Origin of the sequence: Streptomyces violaceus (assembly GCF_036014075.1) — a bacterium.
Classification (GTDB): domain Bacteria; phylum Actinomycetota; class Actinomycetes; order Streptomycetales; family Streptomycetaceae; genus Streptomyces; species Streptomyces violaceus.
Genome location: NZ_CP107911.1, coordinates 2691914 through 2715676 on the forward strand (window position 1 = coordinate 2691914; position 23763 = coordinate 2715676).

General features: G+C 69.7%; 21 protein-coding genes, 4 pseudogenes and 2 riboswitches. Of the genes and pseudogenes, 9 read left to right on the plus strand and 16 right to left on the minus strand.

Going from position 1 to position 23763, the window contains the following annotated elements; genetic code table 11:
- Nucleotides 1-12: 12 nt before the first annotated feature.
- From OG542_RS11920 to OG542_RS11950, 7 genes are all read right to left on the minus strand, one after another.
- Complete coding sequence (locus OG542_RS11920; protein ID WP_328410513.1) at nt 13-1095, minus strand: ABC transporter ATP-binding protein; 1083 nt, start codon at nt 1093-1095, stop codon at nt 13-15.
- Nucleotides 1092-2102 carry an ABC transporter permease gene (locus tag OG542_RS11925; RefSeq protein ID WP_193481846.1) on the minus strand — a complete coding sequence of 337 codons (1011 nt, stop codon included), beginning with the start codon at nt 2100-2102 and terminating at the stop codon, nt 1092-1094. Before OG542_RS11925 ends, OG542_RS11920 begins: the two co-directional genes overlap by 4 nt.
- Before the next feature lie 90 nt (nt 2103-2192).
- Nucleotides 2193-3926 carry an ABC transporter substrate-binding protein gene (locus tag OG542_RS11930; protein WP_328410515.1) on the minus strand — a complete coding sequence of 578 codons (1734 nt, stop codon included), beginning with the start codon at nt 3924-3926 and terminating at the stop codon, nt 2193-2195.
- Between the two features lie 41 nt (nt 3927-3967).
- A complete protein-coding gene (locus OG542_RS11935) occupies nt 3968-4966 on the minus strand; it encodes an ABC transporter permease (protein WP_193481844.1) in 999 nt (332 codons plus the stop codon).
- A 342-nt stretch (nt 4967-5308) separates the two neighbouring features.
- A complete protein-coding gene (locus tag OG542_RS11940) occupies nt 5309-6109 on the minus strand; it encodes an enhanced serine sensitivity protein SseB C-terminal domain-containing protein (protein ID WP_328410519.1) in 801 nt (266 codons plus the stop codon).
- Nucleotides 6110-6271: 162 nt separating this feature from the next.
- Nucleotides 6272-7060, minus strand: coding sequence for an enhanced serine sensitivity protein SseB (locus tag OG542_RS11945; RefSeq protein ID WP_328410521.1), 789 nt, complete (start codon nt 7058-7060; stop codon nt 6272-6274).
- A gap of 444 nt (nt 7061-7504) precedes the next feature.
- Nucleotides 7505-8179 carry an AAA family ATPase gene (locus OG542_RS11950; protein ID WP_328417873.1) on the minus strand — a complete coding sequence of 225 codons (675 nt, stop codon included), beginning with the start codon at nt 8177-8179 and terminating at the stop codon, nt 7505-7507.
- Between the two features lie 176 nt (nt 8180-8355).
- Nucleotides 8356-8456, plus strand: a riboswitch (glycine riboswitch).
- A gap of 1 nt (nt 8457) precedes the next feature.
- Nucleotides 8458-8584: riboswitch (glycine riboswitch) on the plus strand.
- A 38-nt stretch (nt 8585-8622) separates the two neighbouring features.
- Between OG542_RS11950 and gcvT the strand changes: the two genes are divergently transcribed.
- From gcvT to OG542_RS11980, 6 genes are all read left to right on the plus strand, one after another.
- The gene (gene gcvT / locus OG542_RS11955) at nt 8623-9744 is read left to right on the plus strand and encodes a glycine cleavage system aminomethyltransferase GcvT (RefSeq protein WP_328410523.1); all 1122 of its coding nucleotides are present in this window, start codon (nt 8623-8625) and stop codon (nt 9742-9744) included.
- A gap of 101 nt (nt 9745-9845) precedes the next feature.
- Nucleotides 9846-10223 carry a glycine cleavage system protein GcvH gene (gene gcvH, locus OG542_RS11960; protein WP_184598686.1) on the plus strand — a complete coding sequence of 126 codons (378 nt, stop codon included), beginning with the start codon at nt 9846-9848 and terminating at the stop codon, nt 10221-10223.
- Between the two features lie 14 nt (nt 10224-10237).
- Complete coding sequence (glyA, locus tag OG542_RS11965) at nt 10238-11515, plus strand: serine hydroxymethyltransferase (protein WP_184598687.1); 1278 nt, start codon at nt 10238-10240, stop codon at nt 11513-11515.
- Nucleotides 11516-11618: 103 nt separating this feature from the next.
- Nucleotides 11619-12986 carry an L-serine ammonia-lyase gene (locus OG542_RS11970; RefSeq protein WP_311127843.1) on the plus strand — a complete coding sequence of 456 codons (1368 nt, stop codon included), beginning with the start codon at nt 11619-11621 and terminating at the stop codon, nt 12984-12986.
- 102 nt (nt 12987-13088) lie between these two features.
- Nucleotides 13089-14501, plus strand: coding sequence for an MFS transporter (locus OG542_RS11975; RefSeq protein ID WP_328410527.1), 1413 nt, complete (start codon nt 13089-13091; stop codon nt 14499-14501).
- Between the two features lie 130 nt (nt 14502-14631).
- A complete protein-coding gene (locus tag OG542_RS11980) occupies nt 14632-15189 on the plus strand; it encodes a glycoside hydrolase family 25 protein (RefSeq protein WP_193481833.1) in 558 nt (185 codons plus the stop codon).
- Nucleotides 15190-15202: 13 nt separating this feature from the next.
- Here the strand turns inward: OG542_RS11980 and OG542_RS11985 are convergent.
- Nucleotides 15203-15580 (minus strand): annotated as a pseudogene (locus OG542_RS11985) (NADPH-dependent F420 reductase); the annotation flags it as partial.
- Between the two features lie 210 nt (nt 15581-15790).
- Between OG542_RS11985 and OG542_RS11990 the strand changes: the two are divergent.
- A pseudogene (locus OG542_RS11990) lies at nt 15791-17422 on the plus strand (IS200/IS605 family accessory protein TnpB-related protein).
- 5 nt (nt 17423-17427) lie between these two features.
- Here OG542_RS11990 and OG542_RS11995 read toward each other — a convergent pair.
- Both OG542_RS11995 and OG542_RS12000 read right to left on the minus strand, forming a co-directional pair.
- Nucleotides 17428-17707: pseudogene (locus OG542_RS11995) on the minus strand (NAD(P)-binding domain-containing protein); the annotation flags it as partial.
- A gap of 88 nt (nt 17708-17795) precedes the next feature.
- A complete protein-coding gene (locus tag OG542_RS12000; RefSeq protein WP_311127840.1) occupies nt 17796-18059 on the minus strand; it encodes an FCD domain-containing protein in 264 nt (87 codons plus the stop codon).
- 5 nt (nt 18060-18064) lie between these two features.
- On the opposite strand from OG542_RS12000, the pseudogene OG542_RS12005 reads away from it, so the two are divergent.
- A pseudogene (locus tag OG542_RS12005) lies at nt 18065-18280 on the plus strand (ABC transporter ATP-binding protein); the annotation flags it as partial.
- A 74-nt stretch (nt 18281-18354) separates the two neighbouring features.
- Here the strand turns inward: OG542_RS12005 and OG542_RS12010 are convergent.
- Nucleotides 18355-18567 (minus strand): EF-hand domain-containing protein, encoded by a 213-nt coding sequence (locus OG542_RS12010; RefSeq protein ID WP_031144255.1) that lies wholly within the window; start codon nt 18565-18567, stop codon nt 18355-18357.
- 56 nt (nt 18568-18623) lie between these two features.
- Nucleotides 18624-19538 (minus strand): MerR family transcriptional regulator, encoded by a 915-nt coding sequence (locus OG542_RS12015; protein WP_328410532.1) that lies wholly within the window; start codon nt 19536-19538, stop codon nt 18624-18626.
- Between OG542_RS12015 and OG542_RS12020 the strand changes: the two genes are divergently transcribed.
- The gene (locus OG542_RS12020; protein ID WP_408057747.1) at nt 19537-20259 is read left to right on the plus strand and encodes a GNAT family N-acetyltransferase; all 723 of its coding nucleotides are present in this window, start codon (nt 19537-19539) and stop codon (nt 20257-20259) included. The two genes, OG542_RS12015 and OG542_RS12020, sit on opposite strands and share 2 nt — an antisense overlap.
- Here the strand turns inward: OG542_RS12020 and OG542_RS12025 are convergent.
- From OG542_RS12025 to OG542_RS12040, 4 genes are all read right to left on the minus strand, one after another.
- Nucleotides 20213-20830, minus strand: a complete 618-nt coding sequence (locus OG542_RS12025; protein ID WP_328410536.1) for an ADP-ribosyltransferase — start codon at nt 20828-20830, stop codon at nt 20213-20215. The two genes, OG542_RS12020 and OG542_RS12025, sit on opposite strands and share 47 nt — an antisense overlap.
- Nucleotides 20831-20921: 91 nt before the next feature.
- On the minus strand, nt 20922-22100 hold the full coding sequence (locus tag OG542_RS12030; protein ID WP_328410538.1) for a YncE family protein: 1179 nt from the start codon (nt 22098-22100) through the stop codon (nt 20922-20924).
- 112 nt (nt 22101-22212) lie between these two features.
- Nucleotides 22213-22716 (minus strand): ATP-binding protein, encoded by a 504-nt coding sequence (locus OG542_RS12035; RefSeq protein ID WP_261682114.1) that lies wholly within the window; start codon nt 22714-22716, stop codon nt 22213-22215.
- A gap of 272 nt (nt 22717-22988) precedes the next feature.
- Entirely contained in the window at nt 22989-23756 is a 768-nt protein-coding gene (locus OG542_RS12040; RefSeq protein WP_193481824.1) for an enoyl-CoA hydratase/isomerase family protein, read from the minus strand.
- Between the last annotated feature and the right edge of the window lie 7 nt (nt 23757-23763).

Consider the following 23763-nt stretch of genomic DNA (forward strand, 5'->3'; position numbering starts at 1 on the left):
GTTTTTCGTCGCTCACAGCTTCGGCGCAATCTCTTCGGTCCAGATACGCTCCCGCTGCTCCTGGGTCATGTGGCAGGCGGCCCAGTGCCCGCCGCCGACCTCGGTCAGCTCGGGGCGGACCGTGCGGGTGACGTTGTCCTTCGGGATGTCCGCGTACGGGCAGCGCGGGTTGAAGGCGCAGCCGGACGGGAGGTTGATGAGGGAGGGCGGCGCGCCCTTGATCGGGATGAGCCGGTCCGTCTCCTCCCGGTCCATACGGGGCATCGAGCCGAGCAGCCCCCAGGTGTAGGGGTGCCGGGGCTCGGAGAACACGTCCTCGGCGGGACCGCGCTCCACGCACCGGCCGCCGTACATGACCAGCAGATCGTCGGCCATCTCGGCGACCACGCCCAGGTCGTGGGTGATCATGATGACCGCGGAGCCGAACTCCTTCTGCAGATCATGGATCAGATCGAGGATCTGCGCCTGCACGGTGACGTCCAGGGCGGTGGTCGGCTCGTCGGCGATGAGCAGCTCGGGGTTGTTCACCAGGGCCATGGCGATCATGGCGCGCTGGCGCATACCGCCGGAGAACTCGTGCGGATAGCCGTCCACGCGCTTGGCGGGCTCGGGGATGCCGACCCGGTCGAGCATCTCTATCGCCCGCCGCTTGGCGACCTTCTTGTTGACGTCGTGGTGGACCCGGTACGCCTCGACGATCTGCTGCCCCACCGTGTAGTAGGGGTGCATCGCCGACAGCGGGTCCTGGAAGATCATGGCCATCTTCCGGCCGCGCAGCCGCCGTACGTCGTCGGGGTCGGCCGCGATCAGCTCCTGGCCGTCCAGCCACACCTCACCGGAGACCTTGGCACGCGCCGAGCGGTGCAGGCCCATCACGCCGAGGGAGGTGACGGACTTGCCGGAGCCGGACTCGCCCACGATGCCCAGGGTCTTGCCCTTGCGCACGTCGAAGCTGACGCCGTCCACCGACCTCACCAGACCGTCGTCCGTGTCGAAGTGGATGCGCAGATCCCGTACGGACAGGAACACGTCGTCCGCGGTGGACGGGGCGACGGAGTCCGGTTCGCCGAGCGCGGCTTTGTCGAGCTTGCTCACGAGTACCTCACCCGGGGGTCGATGGCGGCGTACACCAGGTCGACGATCAGATTGCAGAAGACGATGAAGAACGCGGCGACCAGGGTCACGCCCATCACGATGGGCAGGTCGTTGTCCTTGATGGCCTGGACCGAGTAGGCACCGATGCCCTGCAGGGAGAACACGGTCTCGGTGAGCACCGCGGTGCCTACGAGGGTGCCGAAGTCCATGCCGAAGATGGTGACGATCGGGGTGAGCGCGGAGCGCAGGCCGTGCTTGGCGACGACCGTGCTCTCCTTCAGACCCTTGGCCCTGGCCGTTCTGATGTAGTCCTCGCCCATCGTCTCCAGCATGCCCGCCCGGGTGAGCCTGGCGTAGAGCGCGGAGAAGAGGAAGGCGAGGCTGACCCAGGGAAGCACCATGTGCCATGCCCATTCGGCCGGGTTCTCGGTGAACGGGACGTAGTCGATGCTCTCCCAGACGGGGATCTCGTAGACGAAGAGCGCGAGCAGGATCTGGCCGGTGAAGAAGATCGGGAGCGAGACGCCGGCGAGCGCGATGAACATCGAGATGCGGTCGATCGGCTTGCCCTTGCGCAGTGCCGAGATCACGCCGGTGGTCACACCGGAGATCAGCCAGATCACCGCCGCACCGACGGCCAGCGAGAAGGAGACCGGGATCCGCTGCTCCAACTGGGGCCACACCTCGATGTGGCTCTTGAAGGAGTACCCGAAGCAGGGTGCGCCGCAGTGCGTCGCGTCGGGACCGAACTTGTAGTCGGCGCCCACCACGAGGCCCTTGATGAACTCCCAGTACTGGACGTAGACCGGCTGGTCCAGCCCGAGGTTCTGCTTGATCGCGGCGACGGACTCGGGGTTCGCGTCCTTGCCGACGTACTGGGTGGCCAACTGGTCGGCCGTCTGGCCCCCGAGGCGGGGCACCAGGAAGAAGATGGCGAAGGTGACTGCGCTGACCACCAGCAGCAACAGCACCGCGCCCATGACGCGTCGGAGGATGTACGCAGCCACAGCTGTACGGCCCCGGGTGGCCGCGGCGGGATCGTCCGCCGCGGCCACCCGGTGCCTTCACCTGCCTTTCGAAAGGATCCGGCCTGCTGGTTACTTCGAGGAGCTCATCAGCAGGTAGTCGTACATGCCGAGGTAGGCCTGCGTGACCGTGACGTTGGCCGCGGACGTCGGCCTGAGCAGCAGGTTCTTGCGGTAGATGACCGGGACGACCGAGGCGTTGTCGAGCACCATCTTGTCGATGTCGCCCCAGGCCTTGGTGCGGGCCGCGTCGTCGGTGTTGGCGATCGCGTCCGTCAGGGCCTTGTTGATCTTCGGGTCGTCCAGCTCCATCAGGTTGTTGCCGCCCGAGGGCTTGATGGCAGCGCCGTTGACGACCTGGTCGAGGAAGCCGTAGCCGGTCGGCCAGTCAGCGCCCCACGCCATCGAGAGCATGCCGAGCTTGTTGTCGTGGACGTAGCTCGGGACACCGGCGAAGTTGGAGAAGTACTTGCCGGAGGGGAACTGCTTGATCTCGATGTTGATGCCGATCTTCTTCAGCGAGGCCTGGACGGCCGTGGCCTGCGCCACCTCGGCGGGCCGGTCGGAGCGGGCCGTCAGGATCGTGTTGAAGCCGTTCGGCTTGCCGCACGCCTTCAGCGCCGCCTTGGCCTTGGCCACGTCACCCTTGTGACCTTCGGTCGCGTAGGTGTCGAACTTGGTGTAGCCGTTCACCGACGGCGGCAGCAGCGTGGTCGCCACGTCGCCCTTCGGCGTGCCGCCCATGGCGTCGAGCACCGACTGCTTGTCGAGGCCCCACTGCACGGCCTTGCGGCAGTCGGCGTTGTCGAACGGCTTCACGTTCACGTTCAGCGCGATGTACTGCGTCGCACCGGCGTACGAGCTGTCCGTCTGGTTGGCGTACTTGCCTTGCAGCACCTTCGGCTGGGTCTGCGGCTGCACACCCGTGCCGGCCGCGTCAGCCGTGATCTTGTCGGAGAGCAGGTTGTTGTCGACCGTGACCGGGTTGACCTTGAACTTGATCGTGACCTTGTCCGGCAGAGCCTTGCGGATCGGGTCCGTCTTGGCGTCCCACTGCGGGTTGCGCACGAGGGTGGCGCCGCGGCCCTCCTCGTAGGACTGGAACTGGTACGGGCCGGAGGACTGGATGGCCTGCACGTACTTCGCACCGGTGTCCTTCGACTGCGGCACCGGGGCCGTCTGCGAGAACGTCGCCAGGTAGTCGAAGTCGGCGAACGGCTGCTTCAGCTTGAAGACGATCGTCCGGTCGTCCGGCGTCTCGATGGACTTGAGGCCCTCGGCGGACTTGTCCTTGTACGGGCCCTTGTACTTGTCGCCGCCCTCCAGATACGACTTGAAGTACGTCGGGCCGTTGGACAGCGCCTCGGGCGCGAAGTTGGAGCGCTCGATGGCGTACTTCACGTCCTTGGACGTCACCGGGGTGCCGTCCTGGAACTTCACACCCGCACGCAGCTTGTACGTCCAGGTCTTGGCGTCCGGGCTGGACTTGCCGAGGCCCTCGGCGAGGTCCGGCACCACCGTCAGGCCTTCCTTGCCCGCCGCCGGTTTGAACGTGGTGAGCGTTCTGCCGTAGAGGCGGGAGAAGTTCTGCACCCAGCCGTAGTACGTGTTGCCCGGGTCGAGGGAGTCCGGCACGTCCGAGTGCTCGTACGAGACCGTCCCGCCCTTCTTGCTCGACGCGTTGACGATCGAGTTCAGCGCGGCGTCCTTCTTGCCGTTGCCTCCCCCGTCGTTGTCGTCACCTCCGCCGCCGCACGCGGCAGCACCCAGCGACAGCGCCAGGACCGACGCAACGCCGGCGGTCACCCTTCTCGTCTTCACCTGAGGAAGCCCCCTCTTTCGATGGATCACTTGCTGCGAGGGTCGAGGGCGTCACGCAGCCCGTCACCCAGCAGGTTGAAGGCCAGGACGGTGATGAAGATCGCCAGTCCGGGCACGAACATGTACTGCGGATCAGCCGTGTAGAGATCCACAGCGTTGCTGAGCATGCCGCCCCAGGAGGCCTGCGGCGGAGCGATACCGACACCGAGGAAGCTCAGCGCGGCCTCGAACAGGATGTTCGTCGGAATGATCAGCGTCGAGTAGACGAGGATCGGCGCGACGAGGTTGGGGAGCAGTTCCCGGAACAGGACGTACGGGCCGCGTGCTCCGAGGCTCGTGGCGGCCTCGATGAACTCCCGCTTGCGCAGGGTCATCGTCTGCGCCCGCACGATGCGGCCGATGTACGGCCAGCTGAAGAAGCCGATCACGAAGATCAGCACGCAGATGCGCAGGGACAGCCCGTCGAGTCCGAAGAAACCGTCCTGCACCGAGGCCGAGATCGAGATGGCGAACAGCAGCAGCGGGAACGCGAGGAAGGTGTCCATCAGCCTGCTGATGACGCTGTCGATCCAGCCGCCGTAGTACCCGGCGACGACACCGAGCACGGTGCCGAGGCACACGGACAGCAGCGTGGCGCCGCCCGCGACCAGGAGGGAGACCCAGGAGCCGTCGATGATGCGGGCGAGCATGTCCCGGCCGTACTGGGGGTCCACGCCGAGCGGGTGGTCCCAACTCATGCCTCCCCAGCCGCCCTTGGGGGCGAGCAGCGCCGGGTCGATGAGGTCCTGGTTGAACTTGTTGGGATCGAGGTTGAAGATCCACTGGATCGGCTTGGAGAACACCGCCATCGTCACGAGCAGAATGACGATGACGCCTCCGGCCATCGCCACCTTGTCCCGCTTGAAGCGCATCCAGGCGATCTGAGTGAGCGAGCGCCCTTCGATCTGGCTCTTCTTGACCCCGGCGAGCACGGCCTCGGGCTGTGCTCCGGCTTCCGCCCCGGTGGTCTCGATCGGTGCGGTCACGGTGCGATTGACCCCTCTCGACCCGGCGATCGCCGAGCCCCTGGCTGCCGCTGTAGCGGTTTTGTTTGTCTCGTACACGCGACCGACCCGGCCCGTGTCTTGCGGGGAGTCTTCAACGCTTTGGCGATCTGTTGCCAGACTTGGCGGTGAAAGGATGCGTAAACGTGATGCTGTCTGGGGGGTTCCGTTATCCGGACAACGGGTAACAGGGGTCGGACGCGCTGCGACAGGGGCACTTTAGGACATCCCTGCTCTTTTCACCCTTATCTACGCGCGGAGAGTCGAGCGGTTGTCGCGTTCGGGGATGGTGCGGGAAGGGTCTCGGAGTGACCTGTGGAGGGGTCAGTACCTGCCCTGGGCGGGCGGGTATCCGTAGCCCGACGCGGGGGCCTGGACGGGGGCGGTGGCGTGGGCCTCGCGGTCGTAGAAGGGGCGTGCGCCGGCGCGCAGCCACATGGCGACCGGGTCGTGCTCGTCGGACATCGCGACGGTCGACACGGGGAGCCCGTCCGGAACGGCGCCGAGGGACTGCTGCATCATCGCGCGCACCGCGTCCACGGCCGGTGGCGAGGCGTCGTAGACATCGAGCCCGATGGCGAGATACGGCGCACCGAGCGCGGGTTGCACCCAGGCGCGGCGCAGCGAGCGGACGGCCGGGGTGCGGTGGGCGTTCTGCGCGAGCAGGGCGTAGAACTGCGGGATCTCGATGGCCGGTTCGGACAGCCGCAGGGGTCCGGCGGGCTGGCGGTCCAGGCCCGTGGCGATCCGGCGCAGGTCGAGCCAGGGGACGCCGACGCCGCCGCCGGGGGCGTGCGGGTTGAGCCAGAGGCCGTAGTGGTCGGGGTAGAGGGCGCGGGCCACGTCGACTCCGTCGACCACCTCGTAACTGCGGTTCCAGCCGCTCGCCGAGAGCTCCTGCGCGGAGGTCACACAGGGGGCGTAGCCGCAGCCCTCGACCTCCATGTTTCCGTACTGGGCGTCGGGGGATCCGGCCTGACCGTGCCACAGGAGCATCCAGATCTGGCCGCTGTGCGGGGTCGCGAGCGCGCGCAGGAGGGCCTCATAGGCGTCATAACGCCCGGGCGTGACCTGGCGCAGCATGTGCTCGACCTGTCCGGCCGCGGCCGTGCCGCTCGCGCTCACCTTTACCGCCCCTTCGTACAACGCCTCGACCGTGACCTAGCTTAAGCCCGCGCAGGTGCCCGGGGCTTGGTGCTGCCCTGCGGGTGCGGGCCGTTTGTGGTTCTCGCGCCCACGCGGCGGAGCCGCATGGTGTCACGGCCCCGCGCCCCTGGGGTACCTGACCTACCGCTGGAAGAAGGGCCGGACCCTGTCGCGCATCCAGTTGCCGACCGGATCCTCCGCCACGTCCAGGAGCACCAGGTTGACCGGCCAGGGGGCCGGGGCGGCGGTGACGGCGCGGGTGAGGGCTTCCAGGGGGAGGGCGCGCCGGTCGCCTTCCCACTGGGAGAGTTCGACGCCGACGAACATCACCGGGTCGGCGGTCTCGATCGCGGCGAGGCAGCGGCGGGCGGTGACGACGACGCCGATCGCCTCGAACTCGGCGGAGGCGGCGGCGAGGAAGTCCACCGGGTCGTCCTGCCAGTCGGGCTCGAAGAGGCGGACCCGGCCGCCGCTCGCGGGGCCGTCCAGCGGGGTCCGGCCGGCCCGGCACAGCTCGGCCACGGCCGGCGGCGGGAGCGGGATGCCGACGACGCCGCCCGGGTTGATGGCCATCCCCGCGTGCGGGGGCAGACCGCGGGCGAACTCCACGGCCGGCGCGATGGTGTACGACATGTGCGAGCCGACGACCTGGCGGAACTGCTCCTCGGAGCTGAACACCGGCACGTACGCCTGGCCCTCGATCTCGATGCCGGGGAGGTCGAGGGGGCCGCTCCGCGGGCCGCCGCCACTGGGCAGCGGAATCCACACGAAGCTCCGGCCGAGCACCTCGACGATCCGCCCGCCGGCCGAGGGACCGGCGCCGAGGGATGCCGAGAGCACCTCCTCCAGCTCGTTGCCGGGCCATCCGCCGTGCGGGTGGGTCTGCGTCTGCGCCGGGAAGTCCGCGGAGAAGTCCGCCGGGAAGTCCATCTGCCTACCGCCTGCCTGAAACCACTGCTGTGACTCAAAGGCTAGCGGCTCGGGAACGGCGGACGGCCACCCCGTGAACCACGGACCGCGGACGGCCACCCCGTCCGGGGGCCCCTGCCCCACGAACACGGCTCACGGGCCGCGGCCGGCCGGCCTGTGAACACCGGCCACCGGCCACGGACAGCCGGACCCGCGAACACCAGCTCACCGACCACGGACAGCCGGACCCGCGAACACCAGCTCACCGACCACGGACAGCCGGACCCGCGAACACCAGCTCACCGACCACGGACAGCCGGACCCGCGAACACCAGCTCACCGACCACGGACAGCCGGACCCGCGAACACCAGCTCACCGACCACGGACAGGCCAGGCCCATGAACACCAGCTCACCGCACACGGACAGGCCAGGCCCATGACACCGACTCACCGGCCGGGGCGGGTCAGCCCACGAAGCCGATGCGGCGCAGGGTGTTCGCCGCGTCGCGGTCGGCGAGGATCGCCGAGCCGCAGCCGGCCGGCAGTTCGCCCCGTTCCACCTCGCGCAGCAGGCGGGTGGTGGCCGCGCGGTGGCGCAGGAACGCGTACCGCGAGACGCCACGGCCGCGGTCGCGCTGGCCGGCCAGGGCCTGCTCGGGGGTGACGTCGAGCATCAGCAGGTGGAGCGTGCCGCCCCGGCGGCGGGCCTCGCGGGCCAGCCAGCGGCGGACCCAGGCCTGCGTGCCGCAGTCGTGCACCACGACGGCCTCGCCGCCGCGCAGCGAGCGGCGCAGACCGGCGTAGTGGGCGAGGCGGACGAGCGGGCGGTAGACCGCGTACGGCAGGGCCCGCGGCATGCGTCGGTCCCAGTGGTCGCGGGTGTCCTGGGAGTCGATGCGCCGGCCCGGCACGGTGCGCCGCATCAGCGTGGACTTGCCGCTGCCGGGCAGGCCCGTGACCACGACGATGTCGCGGGGTCCGAACAGCAGCGCGTGCGGGCCGCGGCCCGCACGCTCGCGCAGGTCGCGGACGACCGGCACCGGCTGCGGGCCGCAGGCCGCACGCGCCGGAGCGGTCGGCTGCTCGGGCAGCGCGATGCCCGATGTCGTGGCATACGCGGTGGTCCTGTTCACCGTGATCGTCCTCCCCTGGGGCCAGGTACGGAGTCCCTTGCCCGCCGAGTGTAAAGAGAAGGTAATGCCCGATCTCTCTGGTTTTAGTCCTCTTCCTGCAACAGGCCTGCTACAGGGTGGTCCCCCTGCCACCCCAAGACAATGCGTGCAATGATGAGCGCGCCAACTGCATACCGGCCGTTTGAATCCGCGCGGGAGAGTCCCCAGCACCGTCCGACGCTGGGGCGCCGAAGGAGCAAGTCCCTCCCTTGAATCTCTCAGGCCCCGTTACCGCGCGGGCGAGGCACATCTGAAAAGCGGGCCGCACCCTTGTCCGGAGTCCGGGGAAGCGGCGTGGCTCCACCCAAGGTGCAAGCCGTGTCCCGTGTGGTCATGGCGAACCTCTCAGGTTCCGATGACAGATGGGGAGGAACGACCTCGCCCGTCATGCCCCTGGGAGACGACGACCGATGAGCAGTACAGGAGAACTCCGCCACACCGCGCTCGATGCGCTGCATCGTTCGCTCGGCGCGACGATGACCGACTTCGCCGGCTGGGACATGCCCCTGCGCTACGGCTCCGAGCGCGACGAGCACAACGCCGTGCGCACGAAGGCCGGGCTGTTCGACCTCTCCCACATGGGGGAGATCACCGTCACGGGGCCGGGGGCCGCCGCCCTCCTCGATCACGCGCTGGTCGGCAACATCGGCGGGGTCAAGCCCGGCCGCGCCCGCTACACCATGATCTGCCAGGCCGACGGCGGCATCCTCGACGACCTGATCGTCTACCGGCTGGCCGAGCAGGAGTACATGGTCGTCGCCAACGCCTCCAACGCCCAAGTGGTCCTGGACGCGCTGGTGGAACGTTCCGCCGGCTTCGACGCCGAGGTGCGCGACGACCGGGACGCCTACGCGCTGCTCGCCGTACAGGGCCCGGAGTCCCCGGGGATCCTGAAGTCCCTCACCGACGCCGACCTCGACGGCCTGAAGTACTACGCCGGCCTGCCCGGCACGGTCGCGGGCGTCCCGGCCCTCATCGCCCGCACCGGGTACACCGGCGAGGACGGCTTCGAGCTGTTCGTGAAGCCGGAGCACGCCGTCGAGCTGTGGCAGGCCCTGACCAAGGCGGGCGAGGGCCCCGGCCTGGTCCCGTGCGGGCTGTCCTGTCGCGACACACTGCGCCTGGAGGCGGGCATGCCGCTGTACGGGCACGAGCTGAGCACCTCCCTGACGCCCTTCGACGCCGGACTCGGCCGGGTCGTGAAGTTCGAGAAGGAGGGCGACTTCGTGGGGCGCGAGGCCCTGGCACAGGCCGCCGCCCGCGCCGAGCAGAACCCGCCCCGCGTCCTGGTCGGCCTCGTCGCCGAGGGCCGCCGGGTCCCGCGCGCCGGGTACCCGGTCGTCACCGGCGGCCAGGTGATCGGCGAGGTCACCTCCGGCGCTCCCTCCCCCACGCTCGGCAAGCCGATCGCGATGGCCTACATCGACCCCGCGCACGCGGCGCCCGGCACACCCGGTGTGGCCGTGGACATCCGGGGCAGTCACGAGCCGTACGAGGTCGTGGCGCTGCCGTTCTACAAGCGCCAGAAGTAGACACTGGCCGCGGGCCGCTCCGGCGGCCCGCAGGCACCACATCCCCGCTCACCAGCGGTCCCCTTCATCAGCACTCCCGCGCGTACAGGAGAATCCAGGCCATGAGCAACCCCAAAGAGCTGCGGTACAGCAAGGAGCACGAGTGGCTGTCGGGCGCCGAGGACGGCGTCTCGACGATCGGCATCACGGAGCACGCGGCGAACGCGCTCGGCGACGTCGTCTTCGTCCAGCTCCCGGAGGTCGGCGCCGCCCTGTCCGCGGGCGAGACCTGCGGCGAGCTGGAGTCGACCAAGTCCGTGTCCGACCTCTACTCCCCGGTCTCCGGCGAGGTCACCGAGGTCAACGAGGACGTGGTGAACGACCCGTCGCTGGTGAACTCGGCCCCCTTCGAGGGCGGCTGGCTGTTCAAGGTGCGCGTCACGGACGAGCCGGGCGACCTGCTCTCCGCCGACGAGTACACCGCGTTCTCCGCCGGCTGAGGAGTCGTAGCCGTATGTCCGTCCTGAACACATCCCTGCACGAGTTCGACCCGGCCGTGGCCGCCGCGGTCGACGCCGAGCTGCACCGGCAGCAGTCCACGCTCGAGATGATCGCCTCGGAGAACTTCGCCCCGGTCGCGGTCATGGAGGCACAGGGCTCGGTCCTCACCAACAAGTACGCCGAGGGCTACCCGGGCCGCCGCTACTACGGCGGCTGCGAGCACGTCGACGTGGTCGAGCAGATCGCGATCGACCGGGTCAAGGAGCTGTTCGGCGCCGAGCACGCCAACGTCCAGCCGCACTCGGGCGCCCAGGCCAACGCCGCCGCGATGTTCGCGCTGCTCAAGCCGGGCGACACCATCATGGGTCTGAACCTCGCGCACGGCGGGCACCTGACCCACGGCATGAAGATCAACTTCTCCGGCAAGCTCTACGACGTCGTCGCCTACCATGTCGGCGACGACGGCCGGGTCGACATGGCCGAGGTGGAGCGGCTGGCGAAGGAGTCCAGGCCGAAGCTGATCGTCGCGGGCTGGTCGGCCTACCCGCGGCAGCTGGACTTCGCCGAGTTCCGCCGGATCGCGGACGAGGTCGGCGCGTATCTGATGGTCGACATGGCGCACTTCGCGGGACTGGTGGCGGCGGGGCTGCACCCGAACCCCGTTCCGCACGCGCACGTGGTGACCACGACGACCCACAAGACGCTGGGCGGCCCGCGCGGCGGTGTGATCCTCTCCACGGCCGAACTGGCCAAGAAGATCAACTCCGCTGTCTTCCCCGGTCAGCAGGGCGGTCCGCTGGAGCACGTGATCGCGGCCAAGGCGGTCTCGTTCAAGGTCGCGGCCTCCGAGGACTTCAAGGAGCGCCAGCGCCGTACGCTGGAGGGTGCCCGCATCCTGGCCGAGCGTCTGGTGAAGGACGACGTCCGGGCCGTGGGCGTGGACGTCCTGTCCGGCGGCACGGACGTGCACCTGGTCCTGGTCGACCTGCGCCACTCGGAGCTGGACGGACAGCAGGCCGAGGACCGGCTCCACGAGGTGGGCATCACGGTCAACCGCAACGCGATCCCGAACGACCCGCGCCCGCCGATGGTGACATCCGGTCTGCGGATCGGCACGCCGGCCCTGGCGACCCGGGGCTTCGAGGCCGAGGACTTCGCGGAGGTCGCGGACGTCATCGCCGAGACGCTGAAGGCGCCCGCTCCCTTCGGGGCCGCCGACGCCGACGCGCTCAAGGCCCGGGTGAAGGCCCTGGCCGACAGGCACCCGCTGTACCCGGGCCTGAACAAGTAACGAAGAAACCTTTCAGGGCGCCGTACTCGCCGGTGACGGCACCGGCGGGCACGGCGCCCACCCCCTTGCACCACCCCGTACCACCCCGTAGTCAGGAGTTCCCGTGGCCATCTCGGTCTTCGACCTGTTCTCGATCGGCATCGGCCCGTCCAGCTCCCACACGGTCGGCCCGATGCGCGCGGCCGGCCTGTTCGCCCGGCGGCTGCGCAACGAGGAGCTGCTGGAGAAGGTGGGATCGGTCCGTGCCGAGCTGTACGGCTCGCTCGGCGCCACCGGCCACGGCCACGGCACGCCCAAGGCGGTCCTGCTCGGCCTGGAGGGCGAGTCGCCCCGCACGGTGGACGTGGAGAAGGCCGACGACCGGGTGGACGCGATCAGGACCGACGGCCGGCTGAACCTGCTGGGCGAGCACGAGATCGCGTTCTCCTTCGACGACGACATGGTCCTGCACCGCCGCAAGGCCCTGCCGTACCACGCGAACGGCATGACCCTGTGGGCGTACGACGCCTCGGGCGCGGAGCTGCTGACGAAGACCTACTACTCGGTCGGCGGCGGCTTCGTCGTCGACGAGGAGGCCGTCGGCGCGGACCGCATCAAACTCGACGACACCGCCCTGAAGTACCCCTTCCGCACGGGCGACGAGCTGCTGCGCCTGGCCGAGGAGACGGGCCTGTCCATCTCTGCGCTGATGCTGGAGAACGAGCGCGCCTGGCGCACCGAGGAGGAGATCCGCGAGGGCCTGCTGGAGATCTGGCAGGTGATGCGGGACTGCGTGGCACGCGGCCTGTCCCAGGAGGGCATCCTGCCCGGCGGCCTCAAGGTCCGCCGGCGCGCCGCGAACACCGCGCGCAAGCTCCGCTCGGAGGGCGACCCGAAGGCCCTCGCCATGGAGTGGATCACCCTCTACGCGATGGCGGTCAACGAGGAGAACGCGGCCGGCGGCCGGGTCGTCACCGCCCCCACCAACGGCGCGGCCGGGATCATCCCCGCGGTCCTGCACTACTACGTCAACTTCGTGCCCGGCGCCGACGAGGAGGGCGTGGTCCGCTTCCTGCTCGCCGCGGGCGCGATCGGCATGCTGTTCAAGGAGAACGCCTCCATCTCCGGTGCCGAGGTCGGCTGCCAGGGCGAGGTCGGCTCCGCCTGCTCGATGGCCGCGGGCGCCTTGGCCGAGGTCCTCGGCGGCTCCCCGGAGCAGGTCGAGAACGCCGCCGAGATCGGTATGGAACACAACCTGGGCCTCACCTGCGACCCGGTCGGCGGGCTGGTCCAGATCCCGTGCATCGAACGCAACGGCATGGCCGCGGTCAAGGCCGTCACCGCCGCCCGCATGGCCATGCGCGGCGACGGCTCCCACAAGGTGTCCCTGGACAAGGTCATCAAGACGATGAAGGACACCGGTGCGGACATGTCGGTGAAGTACAAGGAGACGGCCCGGGGCGGGCTGGCGGTGAACATCATCGAGTGCTAGGTCGCGCCGGGCCCGGTGTCTCACGATGCGAGAAGTTGATACCGAAAAACAAGATGGCTGACATCGTTGCAATGCCCATGTTTCAGCGTGAAAGACCGAGCGATGTCCGCACCAGCCACCGGTTCAGCCCCTCCGCCCGTCAACCCGCGGTCCCGCGTCCTCGTCGCCAGCCTCATGGGCACGACGATCGAGTTCTATGACTTCTACATCTACGCGACCGCCGCGGTGCTCGTCTTCCCCCAGCTCTTCTTCCCGAGCAGCGACCCGACCACCGCGCTGCTGTCGTCCTTCGCGGTCTTCGGCGCCGCGATGGTCGCCCGTCCGATCGGCGCCGTCGTCTTCGGGCACCTCGGTGACCGGCTCGGCCGCAAGAAGACACTCGTGGTCTCGCTCCTGACCATGGGCATCGCCACGTTCCTCATCGGCGTTCTGCCCACCTACGCCCAAGCCGGCTGGGTGGCCACCGCGCTGCTCGTGCTGATGCGGCTCGCGCAGGGCTTCGCGCTCGGCGGCGAGTGGAGCGGCGCCGCCCTGGTCGCGACCGAGAACGCCCCCAGCGGCAAGCGCGCCCTGTACGGCACCTTCCCGCAGCTGGGGGCCCCGCTCGGCTTCATCATCGGCAACGGCCTTTTCCTGGTCATCGGCGCGCTGCTGCCGTCCGCGGCCGGCGCCGACCCCTCGCAGCCCTCTGAGGCCTTCGTCAGCTGGGGCTGGCGCATCCCGTTCCTGTTCTCCGCCGTGATGGTCGCGATCGGCCTGTGGGTGCGCTCCCGGCTCGTCGAGTCGGCGGTCTTCGCCAGGACCCGCGAGTCCGGCGGGGTGCGGCGGCTGCCGCTCGCCACAGTGGTGCGCAGCCACGGGAAGCAGTTGGTCCTGGGCACCTTCATCATGCTGGCGACCTACGTGCTCTTCTACCTGATGACCACCTTCTCGCTCAGCTACGGACGCGCGGCGAAGGATGCCGCCGTGCCCGGACTGGGGTACGACTACACCACGTTCGTGCTCATGATGATCTTCGGTGTGCTGTTCTTCGCCGCGTTCACCCTGATCTCCGGTCCGCTCGCGGACCGGTACGGGCGGCGCGCCACCCTGATCTGGATCACCGCCGCGATCATCGTCTTCGGACTGGTCTGGGTGCCGCTGATCGATCTGGGCACCCTCGGCGTGGTGCTGTGGCTCGTCCTCGGCTTCACCCTGATGGGCATGACGTTCGGCCCGATGGGCGCGCTCCTGCCCGAGCTCTTCCCGACCAGCGTGCGCTACACCGGCTCCGGCATCGCGTACAACGTCAGCTCGATCCTCGGGGCGGCGGTCGCCCCGTTCATCGCCGTGGCGCTGTGGGAGACCGGCGACGGCTCGCCGTGGCTGGTCGGCGTCTACCTCTCGGCGATGGCGGTGCTGACGCTGATCGCGCTCCTGCTCGGCAAGGAGACCAAGCACGTCTCCTTCGACGACCGCGAAGCCGCCTCCGCCGACGACGCGCCCCGCACCGAGGCCGCCTCCCCCACCTCCTGAAGCCGACCGGCGTTCACCACCGCCGGGCCGCGAGCCTCCTCGCGCCCGGCGTACGGCCGTCGTCTGGGGGCATAACAACAACCCCCGAACCAAGGGAACTTCCGCCCCACCCGCACCAGAGGGAGCCCCCATGCTGCGCGGCATCGACGTGAGCGCCTACCAGTCCTCCTCCTACGGCACCGACGGCCTCTCCTTCGTCTTCGTCAAGGCGACCGAGGGGCGTTCCTACGTCAACCCCAAGCTCGCCGCCCAGACGAAGCGGGCGCGTGACGCCGGGCTGGTCGTCGGCTTCTACCACTTCCTGTGGCCCGGCAACCTCACCGCCCAGGCCGAGTACTTCGTCGGCAAGGCCCCGGACCGGGCGGGCGACATCCTCGCCGTCGACTGGGAGACGACCAGCAACGGAACACACGCGAGCAACGCGGAGAAGGATCTGTTCATCCGGAAGCTGAAGGACCTCCGGCCGAACAACCAAGTGGTGCTCTACTGCAACCGGAACTTCTGGCTCAACATCGACACGACGTCCTACTCGGGGGACGCCCTGTGGATCGCCGACTACGTCTCCGCGGGCAAGCCCCGCATCAAGGCGAGGTGGCGCTTCCACCAGTACACCGACGACCCGCTGGACAAGAACGTGGCCGACTTCGAGAGCAAGGCCGCGCTGCGGAGATGGGCCGAGGACGCCTGACCGGCCGGGTGGCCTAGCCGCTGAACCCCGGTGTGCGTTCCGGGGACGCCTCCGCCAGGGCCTTCGTGACCGCCTCGGTGCCGCCTCGCAGGCCGTAGACCGGCGTGTCGGGCTGCTGGCGCCAGGAGTCGTCGATGCCGCCCGCGTCCACCGTGTCGAAGCCGAGAGCGTCGATGAGGTCCCGCACCTTGCGCTTGGCCGGCTCGTCGTCGCCGGCCACCGGGAGGGCCATGCGGTCGGGGTCGCCGGCCGGGAGCGGGCGGTCCAGGATGTCCTGGGCGTAGGTGCCGTTGAAGGCCTTGACGACCGGGTGGCCGATCTGGCGTTCCGTCCAGCGGCTCTCGGTGAGGCCGTCGTCCTCGATGGCGGCGATCCTGCCGTCGCGTTGCCGGGAGTTTGGAGCTGCTGTCGCCGGAATGCGTTCCAGAGTGTTCTGGTGAGCCGGAGTGAGTGTGGGTGGTCGGTGTCGTGTCGCGTGGTCCGGTTGTGGGGTCGGTTTCAGCGGGAACTGGCGTTCTCACATCGAATGCGTGACCTTCGTGGATGGTGCTCGTTTCCCATGGCGACGGGATCTTCGGGTGAGGCCGGGCGGGGGTGACGGGTGGGTGAGCTGAGGAGGGTGGCGGAGCCGTTCGTGGCGTCCGGTGCGAGTGGTGTGGCCGTCCGGACCCGCCTCAAGCATCTGACGCCGGACGATGAGGAGGTGCTGCGTCTGGTGGGTGCGTATCTGGGGTCGCTGGCCTCGAAGGATCTCAGGGCGCGTTGCCGGGACGGGCTGGAGCACTCGGCTGACACGTGGACGGGGCGCAAGCGAAAGCTGACGCCGCTCTCGTCGTCACGCTGGGCGGGCAGTATCACCAAAGCCACTCACGACCAGTGGGCGCTGGCCCGCCGCTGCCAGCTGGCACGCATCCACCACCTGGAAGCCGGTATTCGCACCATCGAGCACCGGCTGTCCCAGCCGGTCGGGCAGAAGGGGACGAAGAAGGCGCCCGGGGGTTACCGGTCCCAGCGGGAGTGGCATGCGAAGTCCCGGCGGCTGCGGGTACTGGAAGACCGGCTGGCCGCCGCGCGGGCCGACCGTGAGGCCGGCATCGTGCATGTGGTGCGCGGTGGCAAACATCTGGCCCGCACCCGACATCACCTGGAGGCGGCCCAGCTCACCGAGTCCGGATGGCGCGGGCGTTGGGAGGCGGAGCGCTGGTTCTGTCAGGCGGACGGTGAGTCCGGCAAGCGGTACGGCAACGAGACCATCCGTGTCAGCCCGGACGGTGAGGTGAGCATCAAACTCCCCGCGCCGCTCACGCATCTGGCCAACGCCCCGCACGGCCGCTATGCCCTCGCGGGCCGGGTCGCGTTCGCGCACCGAGGTGAGCAGTGGGCGGATCGTGTCACAGCGAACCGGGCGATCGCCTACCGCATTCACCGCGATACGGGCCGGGAGCGCTGGTATCTGACCGCCTCCTGGCAGATCCCGCTCACCCCCGCCATCCCCATTGAGGCCGCGCTCGCCCACGGGGTGATCGGCGCCGACATGAACGCCGACCACCTCGCCGCCTGGCGCCTGGACATCCACGGCAACCCGATCGGCAGCCCGCGCCGCTTCTTCTACGACCTGACCGGCACCGCCCAGCACCGCGACGCCCAGGTCCGCCACGCCCTCACTTGCCTCCTTCACTGGGCCCGCACCTGCGGTGTCAAGGCGATCGCGGTTGAGGAACTGGACTTCGCCGCGGAGAAGACCCGGGAGAAGCACGGCCGCCGCACCCGCTTCCGCCAGCTCATCTCCGGCATGCCCACCGGCAAGCTCCGCGCCCGACTGACGTCGATGGCCGACCAGACGGGGATCGCGATCATCGCCGTCGACCCGGCCTACACCAGCCGCTGGGGCGCCCAGCACTGGCAGAAACCCCTCATGACGACAACCAGGAAGACCACCCGCCACGACGCAGCCGCCGTGGCGATCGGAAGACGCGCCCAGGGACACCCGGTCCGGCGACGGACGGCACCGCCCCCACACGACCGGAGTGATCGTGCGGGGCATCGGACCGTCCAGGCCGGACCAGGCATCCCTGGGCGTGAGGGACCCCGCCCCCGCATCCCCGAACCACGGACACGATCCGTCCGGCCCGGACGCGGAGCGAACGCGGGCAACCAGAACGCCCAACACCGTCCGGGGCGTTCGGCCGAGCCTGAGACCTGGCAACAGGACTCACTCCCGCTCAGCCTCTAGGAACGGTAGTAGTTGCCGGTGTCGATGACCGCGACTCCCTCCGCCGCCTCGTCGAGGAGACCGGACGGCAGAGCCGGGACCGCCTTCAGCGGGACGGTGATCACGACGATCTCGGCGCCCCGCGGCGCCTCCTCGACCGTCACGGCGTCGCGCCGGTCTCCTCCGCGAGGGCCGTGAGTGTGTGAGGCCTCGAGAGTTGGCGACGGACCCGTCGTGGCCAAGGGCGGTGAGCCGCCGGGTCAGATTGCCGCCGATGTTGCCCACTCCGATGATGCCGATCTTCATGTCCTCGCCCCGCCCTTCCGGTGATCGGTAGCGCCTGGGCCTCCTCGCGGAGCCTTCGTGACCAGGGTCAACGGCCGGTACGGAAGGGCTACAGCGGGTCGCGGGCAGGCGCGACGGGACCCTGGGCCGGCGCGAACGAGTCCCCCAGCTCCCCGCGCAGCACCTCCGCCGCCCCCTCTGCGTCCCCGTCCGCCACCGCCCGGACGAGCTCCTCATGGCCTCGTCGCTGGTGTTCGGGTCGTGGGGTGCGCAGGCCGGTCAGGGTCAGGAGTTCGATCAGGCCCTCGCGCAGGACGGGGGTGAACTCGGTGAACAGGTCGGCGAGCACCGGGTTGTGGGCGGCGGCGATCACGGTGGCATCCGCACATGGCGACGGTCCTGGTCACCCACCACCTGGAGGAGCTTCCGTCCCACACCACGTACGCCCTGCTGCTGCGCGAGGGCCGTCCGCTGGCCGGTGGTCCGGTGGCCGAGGTGCTGACCGCCGACCGTCTCGGCAAGGGCTTCGACCTGCCGCTGGCCCTGGCACGGCAGGACGGCCGCTGGAGCGGGCGCACGGCTCGCCGGGCATGACGAGGGGCCCGGTCCGACCGAGGTCGGACCGGGCCCCTTCGTTCAGGAAGCGGAGTGCCTCCGGCAGCGGGCGACTACTTGTTCAGGTAGGCCCAGAACTCGTCGAAGCTCAGCTGCTTGTCGCCGTCGAGGTCGCGGGTCTTGATGACGACCTCGGCGACCGACTCGGTGACGTTCCAGTCACCCGACCGGGCCAGGGCGGCCTTGAACTCGGCAGCGGTGATGAATCCGTCGCCGTCCGTATCGATCCGCTCGAACTGCTTGCGTGCTTCCTCGATGTCCGCCACCGGTCCGCCCCTACTCTCGTGCTCTCGTGTTCTGCGTCGTGCTGACGCAGGTCAGATTAACTGGCCGTGCGCGCCTCCAGCGCGGCGACCACCCAGGCGAACTCCTCGTCATAGGTCGGCTGGGGGCCGAGGCCGTTGACGATGGCCTGCAGTTCGCGGTAGCGGGCGACCCGTACGTTGGAGGCGGCCGTGAGGCGTTCGAGTACGGCGGCCCGGTCGGTGTCGCCGAGCAGGTCCCTCAGGACATCGTCGGCCTCCGGCGCCTCGGGGGCGATGCCGCGCTGCCGTGCCTTGGCCGCGAGCTGAACGAGCCGGCTCATGAACCACAGGGACGAACCGGCCGGGACGTCCGGCCCCCGGTCCGCCGCGTTGAACTCGATCATCTGCCGCATCTGCGCGCGGAAGCCGGGGTCCTGGATCAGCTCGGCGAGCTCCACCCAGGCGTCCACCTGCTCGGGCGTGGGGTCGTCGGGCAGCTTGGCCGCCGTGAAGCGCAGCCTGCGCCGGATGTCCGGGTCGGCCGTGTCGATCCCCTCGAAGATCTCCGCCATGAAGTCCTCGACGATCCGCCGCCGTTCAGCCGCCGAGAGCCGTGCCAGTCTGTTCATGAGTGTCATCTCCTCCGCGCTGGACCCACGTTTCGCCACCGTCGACAGCACCGCACGGGTCACCTCGAGCGACCGGATCTGCGCGTCCAGCGCGACCACGTGCGCGGCGGCGACCTGCGCGACCGTCGTCTCACCGGCCAGGACCCGGTGGACGTCCGCCAGGCCGAGGCCGAGTTCGCGCAGGGTGCGGATCAGCTCCAGGCGGGCCACGGACGCGGCGTCGTACAGCCGGTAACCGCCCGCAGACCGGGCCACCGGGGGCAGGGCGCCCTCGTCGGACCAGTAGCGGATGGTGCGCACGGTCAGCCCGGTGAGGCGGGCCAGTTCGCCGATGGTGAGCGGTCCGGTGCCGTCGTCGATCATGTCTGCGAGTCTGGGCCCTCCAGTGGGTGGAGACTCAAGGAGCGCGTCGGTGACGGACACTCTGCGGGACATTCTGGACGCGGCGGCGCGGGGCGTCTTCCCGCCGGCGGACGGCGGAACGACGATCGTGAACCAGCCCTCGCCCCGGGACGCGGGGGTCCTCGCCTTCACGGCCCACTCGGTCGTCTTCACGGACGAGGATCCCGGGTGGATACGCCGGACGCTGGCCGGCACCGACTGCGACAGGCTGGCGGCCACGATGAACGCCCGCTTCCTGGCGGCCCTCATGGACCGGACCGGGCGTACGTCCGACACGATCGACGTGCTGCTGACCGGTGCCGCGCTGCCCGGGGAGCCTCCCCTCGCGTTGACGGAGATCGACGATCCCGGCCATCCGCGGGTGGTCTCGGCACGCCGGCGGCGTGACGACGTGCGGGTGTGGGCCGCGGAGGGCGGGGTGCTCGTCCTGGGCCGCGGGGTGGCCGGGCGGTGGGAGGTCGCGGTCGAGGTGGACGAAGGGGCGCGGCAGCGAGGGCTGGGGCGGCGGCTGGTGGTGGCGGCGCGGCATCTGGCCGGGGGCGCGCCGGTGTGGGCCCAGGTGTCGGCAGGGAACGCCCGTAGTCTGCGGGCGTTCCAGGCGGCCGGCTACCGTCCCGTGGGCTCGGAGGTGCTGCTCAGTGCCAGGGCTGGTAGTGCGGGTTGCTCTCGCACTCGCTCATGATCTCGGTCTTGGTCTGCTTGTCGACCGGGCAGACGCCGATGATGTACTGCCGTGCGATACCGCCGGGGAAGGCGACCTCCTGCTGGTCGGCCCACTTGTGGGTGTCGCCGATGGTCTTGTTGACGTCGATGCCGCCGGGGGCGTCGACGTAGTAGTTGAAGCCGGGCCGCCACTTCTTGTAGAGGTCGTGGTCGTACGACGTCGACACGTACGGGGACGGCTGGTTGACCAGGACGTACTTCTCCAGGTCGTACTGGCCGGCGATGACGTCCTTGGGGTGGAAGCCCTCCTCGAAGATGACGGACGGGCCGCGGCCGTCGGCGCGGTAGAGGGTGCCGCAGCTGGTGCGCCAGGACGGCTCGGGGGTGATGCGGTCGACGTCGGCACGGCGGTCGGCGGCGGCCTTGATCTTGTCGTCGAACCGGACGGGACAGGCGGCCGGTGCGGGGGCGGCGGCCGTGGCTGCCGTCGGTGCGGGCGCCTGGGCGGGCGTGGCGGCCGTGGTCGTGAAGACGGCCGCGAGGGAGAGGGCGGCGGCAGCGATCCGCCGCCGCAGGGTCATAGTGATCACGAGGGCACGATGGCGGGTCCGCGGCACCGGGCCTGGGACCCTCACCCGATCAGGGCGTGTCAACTTCCCTTGAGTGGACGGCAGATGGGCCTCACCGGAAGATGCCCGTGTGGCCGAGGGAGTAGCGGCCGGGCTGCGGGTAGACCGCGAGGCCGTGCGGGCCGCTGCCGACGGGGATGCGGGCGAGCTGGGCGCCGGTACGGGTGTCGATGGCGTAGACCTCGGCGTCGTAGCGGCCGGAGAGCCACAGGACCTTGCCGTCGGCGGAGACACCGCCCATGTCGGGGCTGCCGCCGTCGGGCAGGTCCCACTTCTTGGTGAGCTTGTTCCGGGTGAAGTCGAAGACGGAGACGGTGCCTTCGCCGCGGTTGGAGACGTACATCTCGCGGGAGTCGCGGCTGACGTAGAGGCCGTGGCAGCCCTTGCCGGTGGGCAGCAGGGTGGGCTCGGCGAACGTGTCGCCGTCCAGGACCCACATCCCGTGGGCCATCATGTCGGCGATGTAGAACCTCTTGCCGTCCGGCGAGACCTTCACGTCCTGCGGCATGGCGCCCTCGAACGGAAGCCTCTGCTGCCCGACGACCTTCATCTTCTCGGTGTCGACCTTGAGCAGTTCGCCGCTGAACTCGCAGGAGACGATGAAGTAGCGGCCGTCGAGGGAGAAATCGGCGTGGTTGACGCCGTAGCAGGAGACCGGGACCGTCTTCTTGATGTCCATGGTGTGCGGATCGCGGAAGACCAGCTCGCGGTCGAGGGAGGCCATGACGATGGCGTACTTGCCGTTGGGCGTGAAGTAGAGGTTGTACGGGTCGTGGACCTCGACCTCCTTGCCCGCCTTGCCCGTCTTCGGGTCGATCGGGGTGAGGGTGTGGCCGCGGTTGTTGTTGACCCAGAGCGTCTTCAGGTCCCAGGAGGGCACGACGTGCTGGGGCTGCCGGCCCACGGGGATCGTCTCGATGATCTCGTACGTCTTCGGGTCGATGACGGAGACGGTGTCGGACTCGGTGTTGGGGACGTAGACCCGGGACGGGAAGCCCTTGACCACGGGTGACAGCTTGTTCGGGCGGTCGGCCGCGTAGACGTCCTTCGGGTCGAGGACGGGCGGCATGCCCGGCAGGCCCTGGACGGCCTTCTTCTCGGGCGGGGCGGGCACGGCGGCCTTGGTGGGGCGTGTCTCGGAGGTCCGCTCCTCGCCCTGGGTGCCACAGGCGGCGAGAACGGCGAGGGCGGCGCCCGCGACAAGGGCGCTTTTGACGAAGTGGCGGTGCATTGGACCATTTAAGGTGCGCTTCGCGGGGAAACCGGTGATTCGCCCGATCGACGTCCAGGTGAGTCGTCGCAGGTCACACCCCTGGTCGAGCCCCGGCCGCCGTCGGCGGCCGTCAGCGGTCGACGACCCGCATCTCGAACCACGTCGTCTTCCCTCGGGGCAGCAGATCGACCCCCCAGCGGTCGGCCAGCTTGTCGACGAGGAAGAGGCCCCGGCCGCTGACGTCCATCTCCTGGACCGGCATCAGACAGGGCAGCCCCCGGGAGGGGTCGCGGACCTCGACGCGGATCCAACCGCGGCGCCGGTGCAGACGCAGCCCGAAGACGCGGGCGCCGGTGTGGCGTACGGCGTTGCCGACCAGTTCGGAGACGAGTAAGACCGCCTCCTCGGTGATCTTGGGCGTGAGTCCCCAGTGGCGCAGGACCACGACCTGGGTGAGCCGTCTGGCGGTGGCCGCGGACTCGGGGCGGGACGGCAGTGGGACCTCTGCCTCCGTCGGGTTGCCGTACAACTCCAGCGCCTTCAGCGCGTGTTCGTCCTCGACGGTCGGCGACCAGCGCGCCGCGGCCGCATGCGCGTGCCCCCGCGGCTGTTCCATACCCTCCAGCCCCGCCATGCCCCCATCATGGCCGCCCGGGACGCCCGACGGGGCCGTTCCCGGGGAATAGACCCCCCGGAACGGACCCTGAACCGGCAGTCGGACGTCATATGTCAAAGGCACTTCGGAGCGTTCCGCAGGCCGCATGAGCTGCGCATACGACCCGTTCCCGGGCAAGCGACGAAGTTCCCCGCCCGGGCAGGCTTAAGGCTCCCTTAAGGCTGCCATAAACCGCCCCATCGAGGGACCCGGATCAGACGCCGCGTCAATTGCAAGCCCCTGGAGGGTTTTCAGAGGAACTTGGCCTTGCCCGGCCCCTCCTCCACGAAGCTGCGCATGCCGCGCTCACGGTCCTCGGTGGCGAACAGGCCCGCGAACCAGTTGCGTTCGATGGTCAGGCCCGTCTCGATGTCCGTCTCCAGGCCGGCGTCGATCGCCTCCTTCGCGGCGCGCAGCGCGAGCGCCGGGCCCTGCGCCAGCTTCGCGGCCCAGGCGTGCGCCTGCGCGTACACCTCGTCGGCGGGCACGACCCGGTCCACCAGGCCGATCTCCCGCGCCTCGTCGGCCTTCACCATCCGGCCGGTGAAGATCAGGTCCTTGGCCTTGGAGGGGCCGACCAGACGGGCCAGGCGCTGGGTGCCGCCCGCGCCGGGGATCAGGCCGAGCAGGATCTCCGGCTGGCCGAGCTTGGCGTTCTCGCCGGCGATGCGGTAGTCCGCGCACAGCGCGAGTTCGCAGCCGCCGCCCAGCGCGTAGCCCGTCACGGCCGCTACGACCGGCTTGGGGATGCGGGCCACCGCCGTGAACGAGTCCTGCAGGGCGCGGGCGCGCAGGACCATCGCGGTGTGGTCCATCGCCTGCATCTCCTTGATGTCCGCGCCGGCGGCGAACACCTTCTCACCGCCGTAGACCACCACGGCCCGCACGTCGTCGCGGCGCGTGGCCTCCTCGGCGAGTTCCTTCAGCCGGTCCTGCGTGGCGATGTCCAGCGCGTTCATGGGCGGGCGGTCGAGACGCAGCGTGCCGACACCTTCGGCGACTTCGAGAGAGACGGTCATAGGAAGC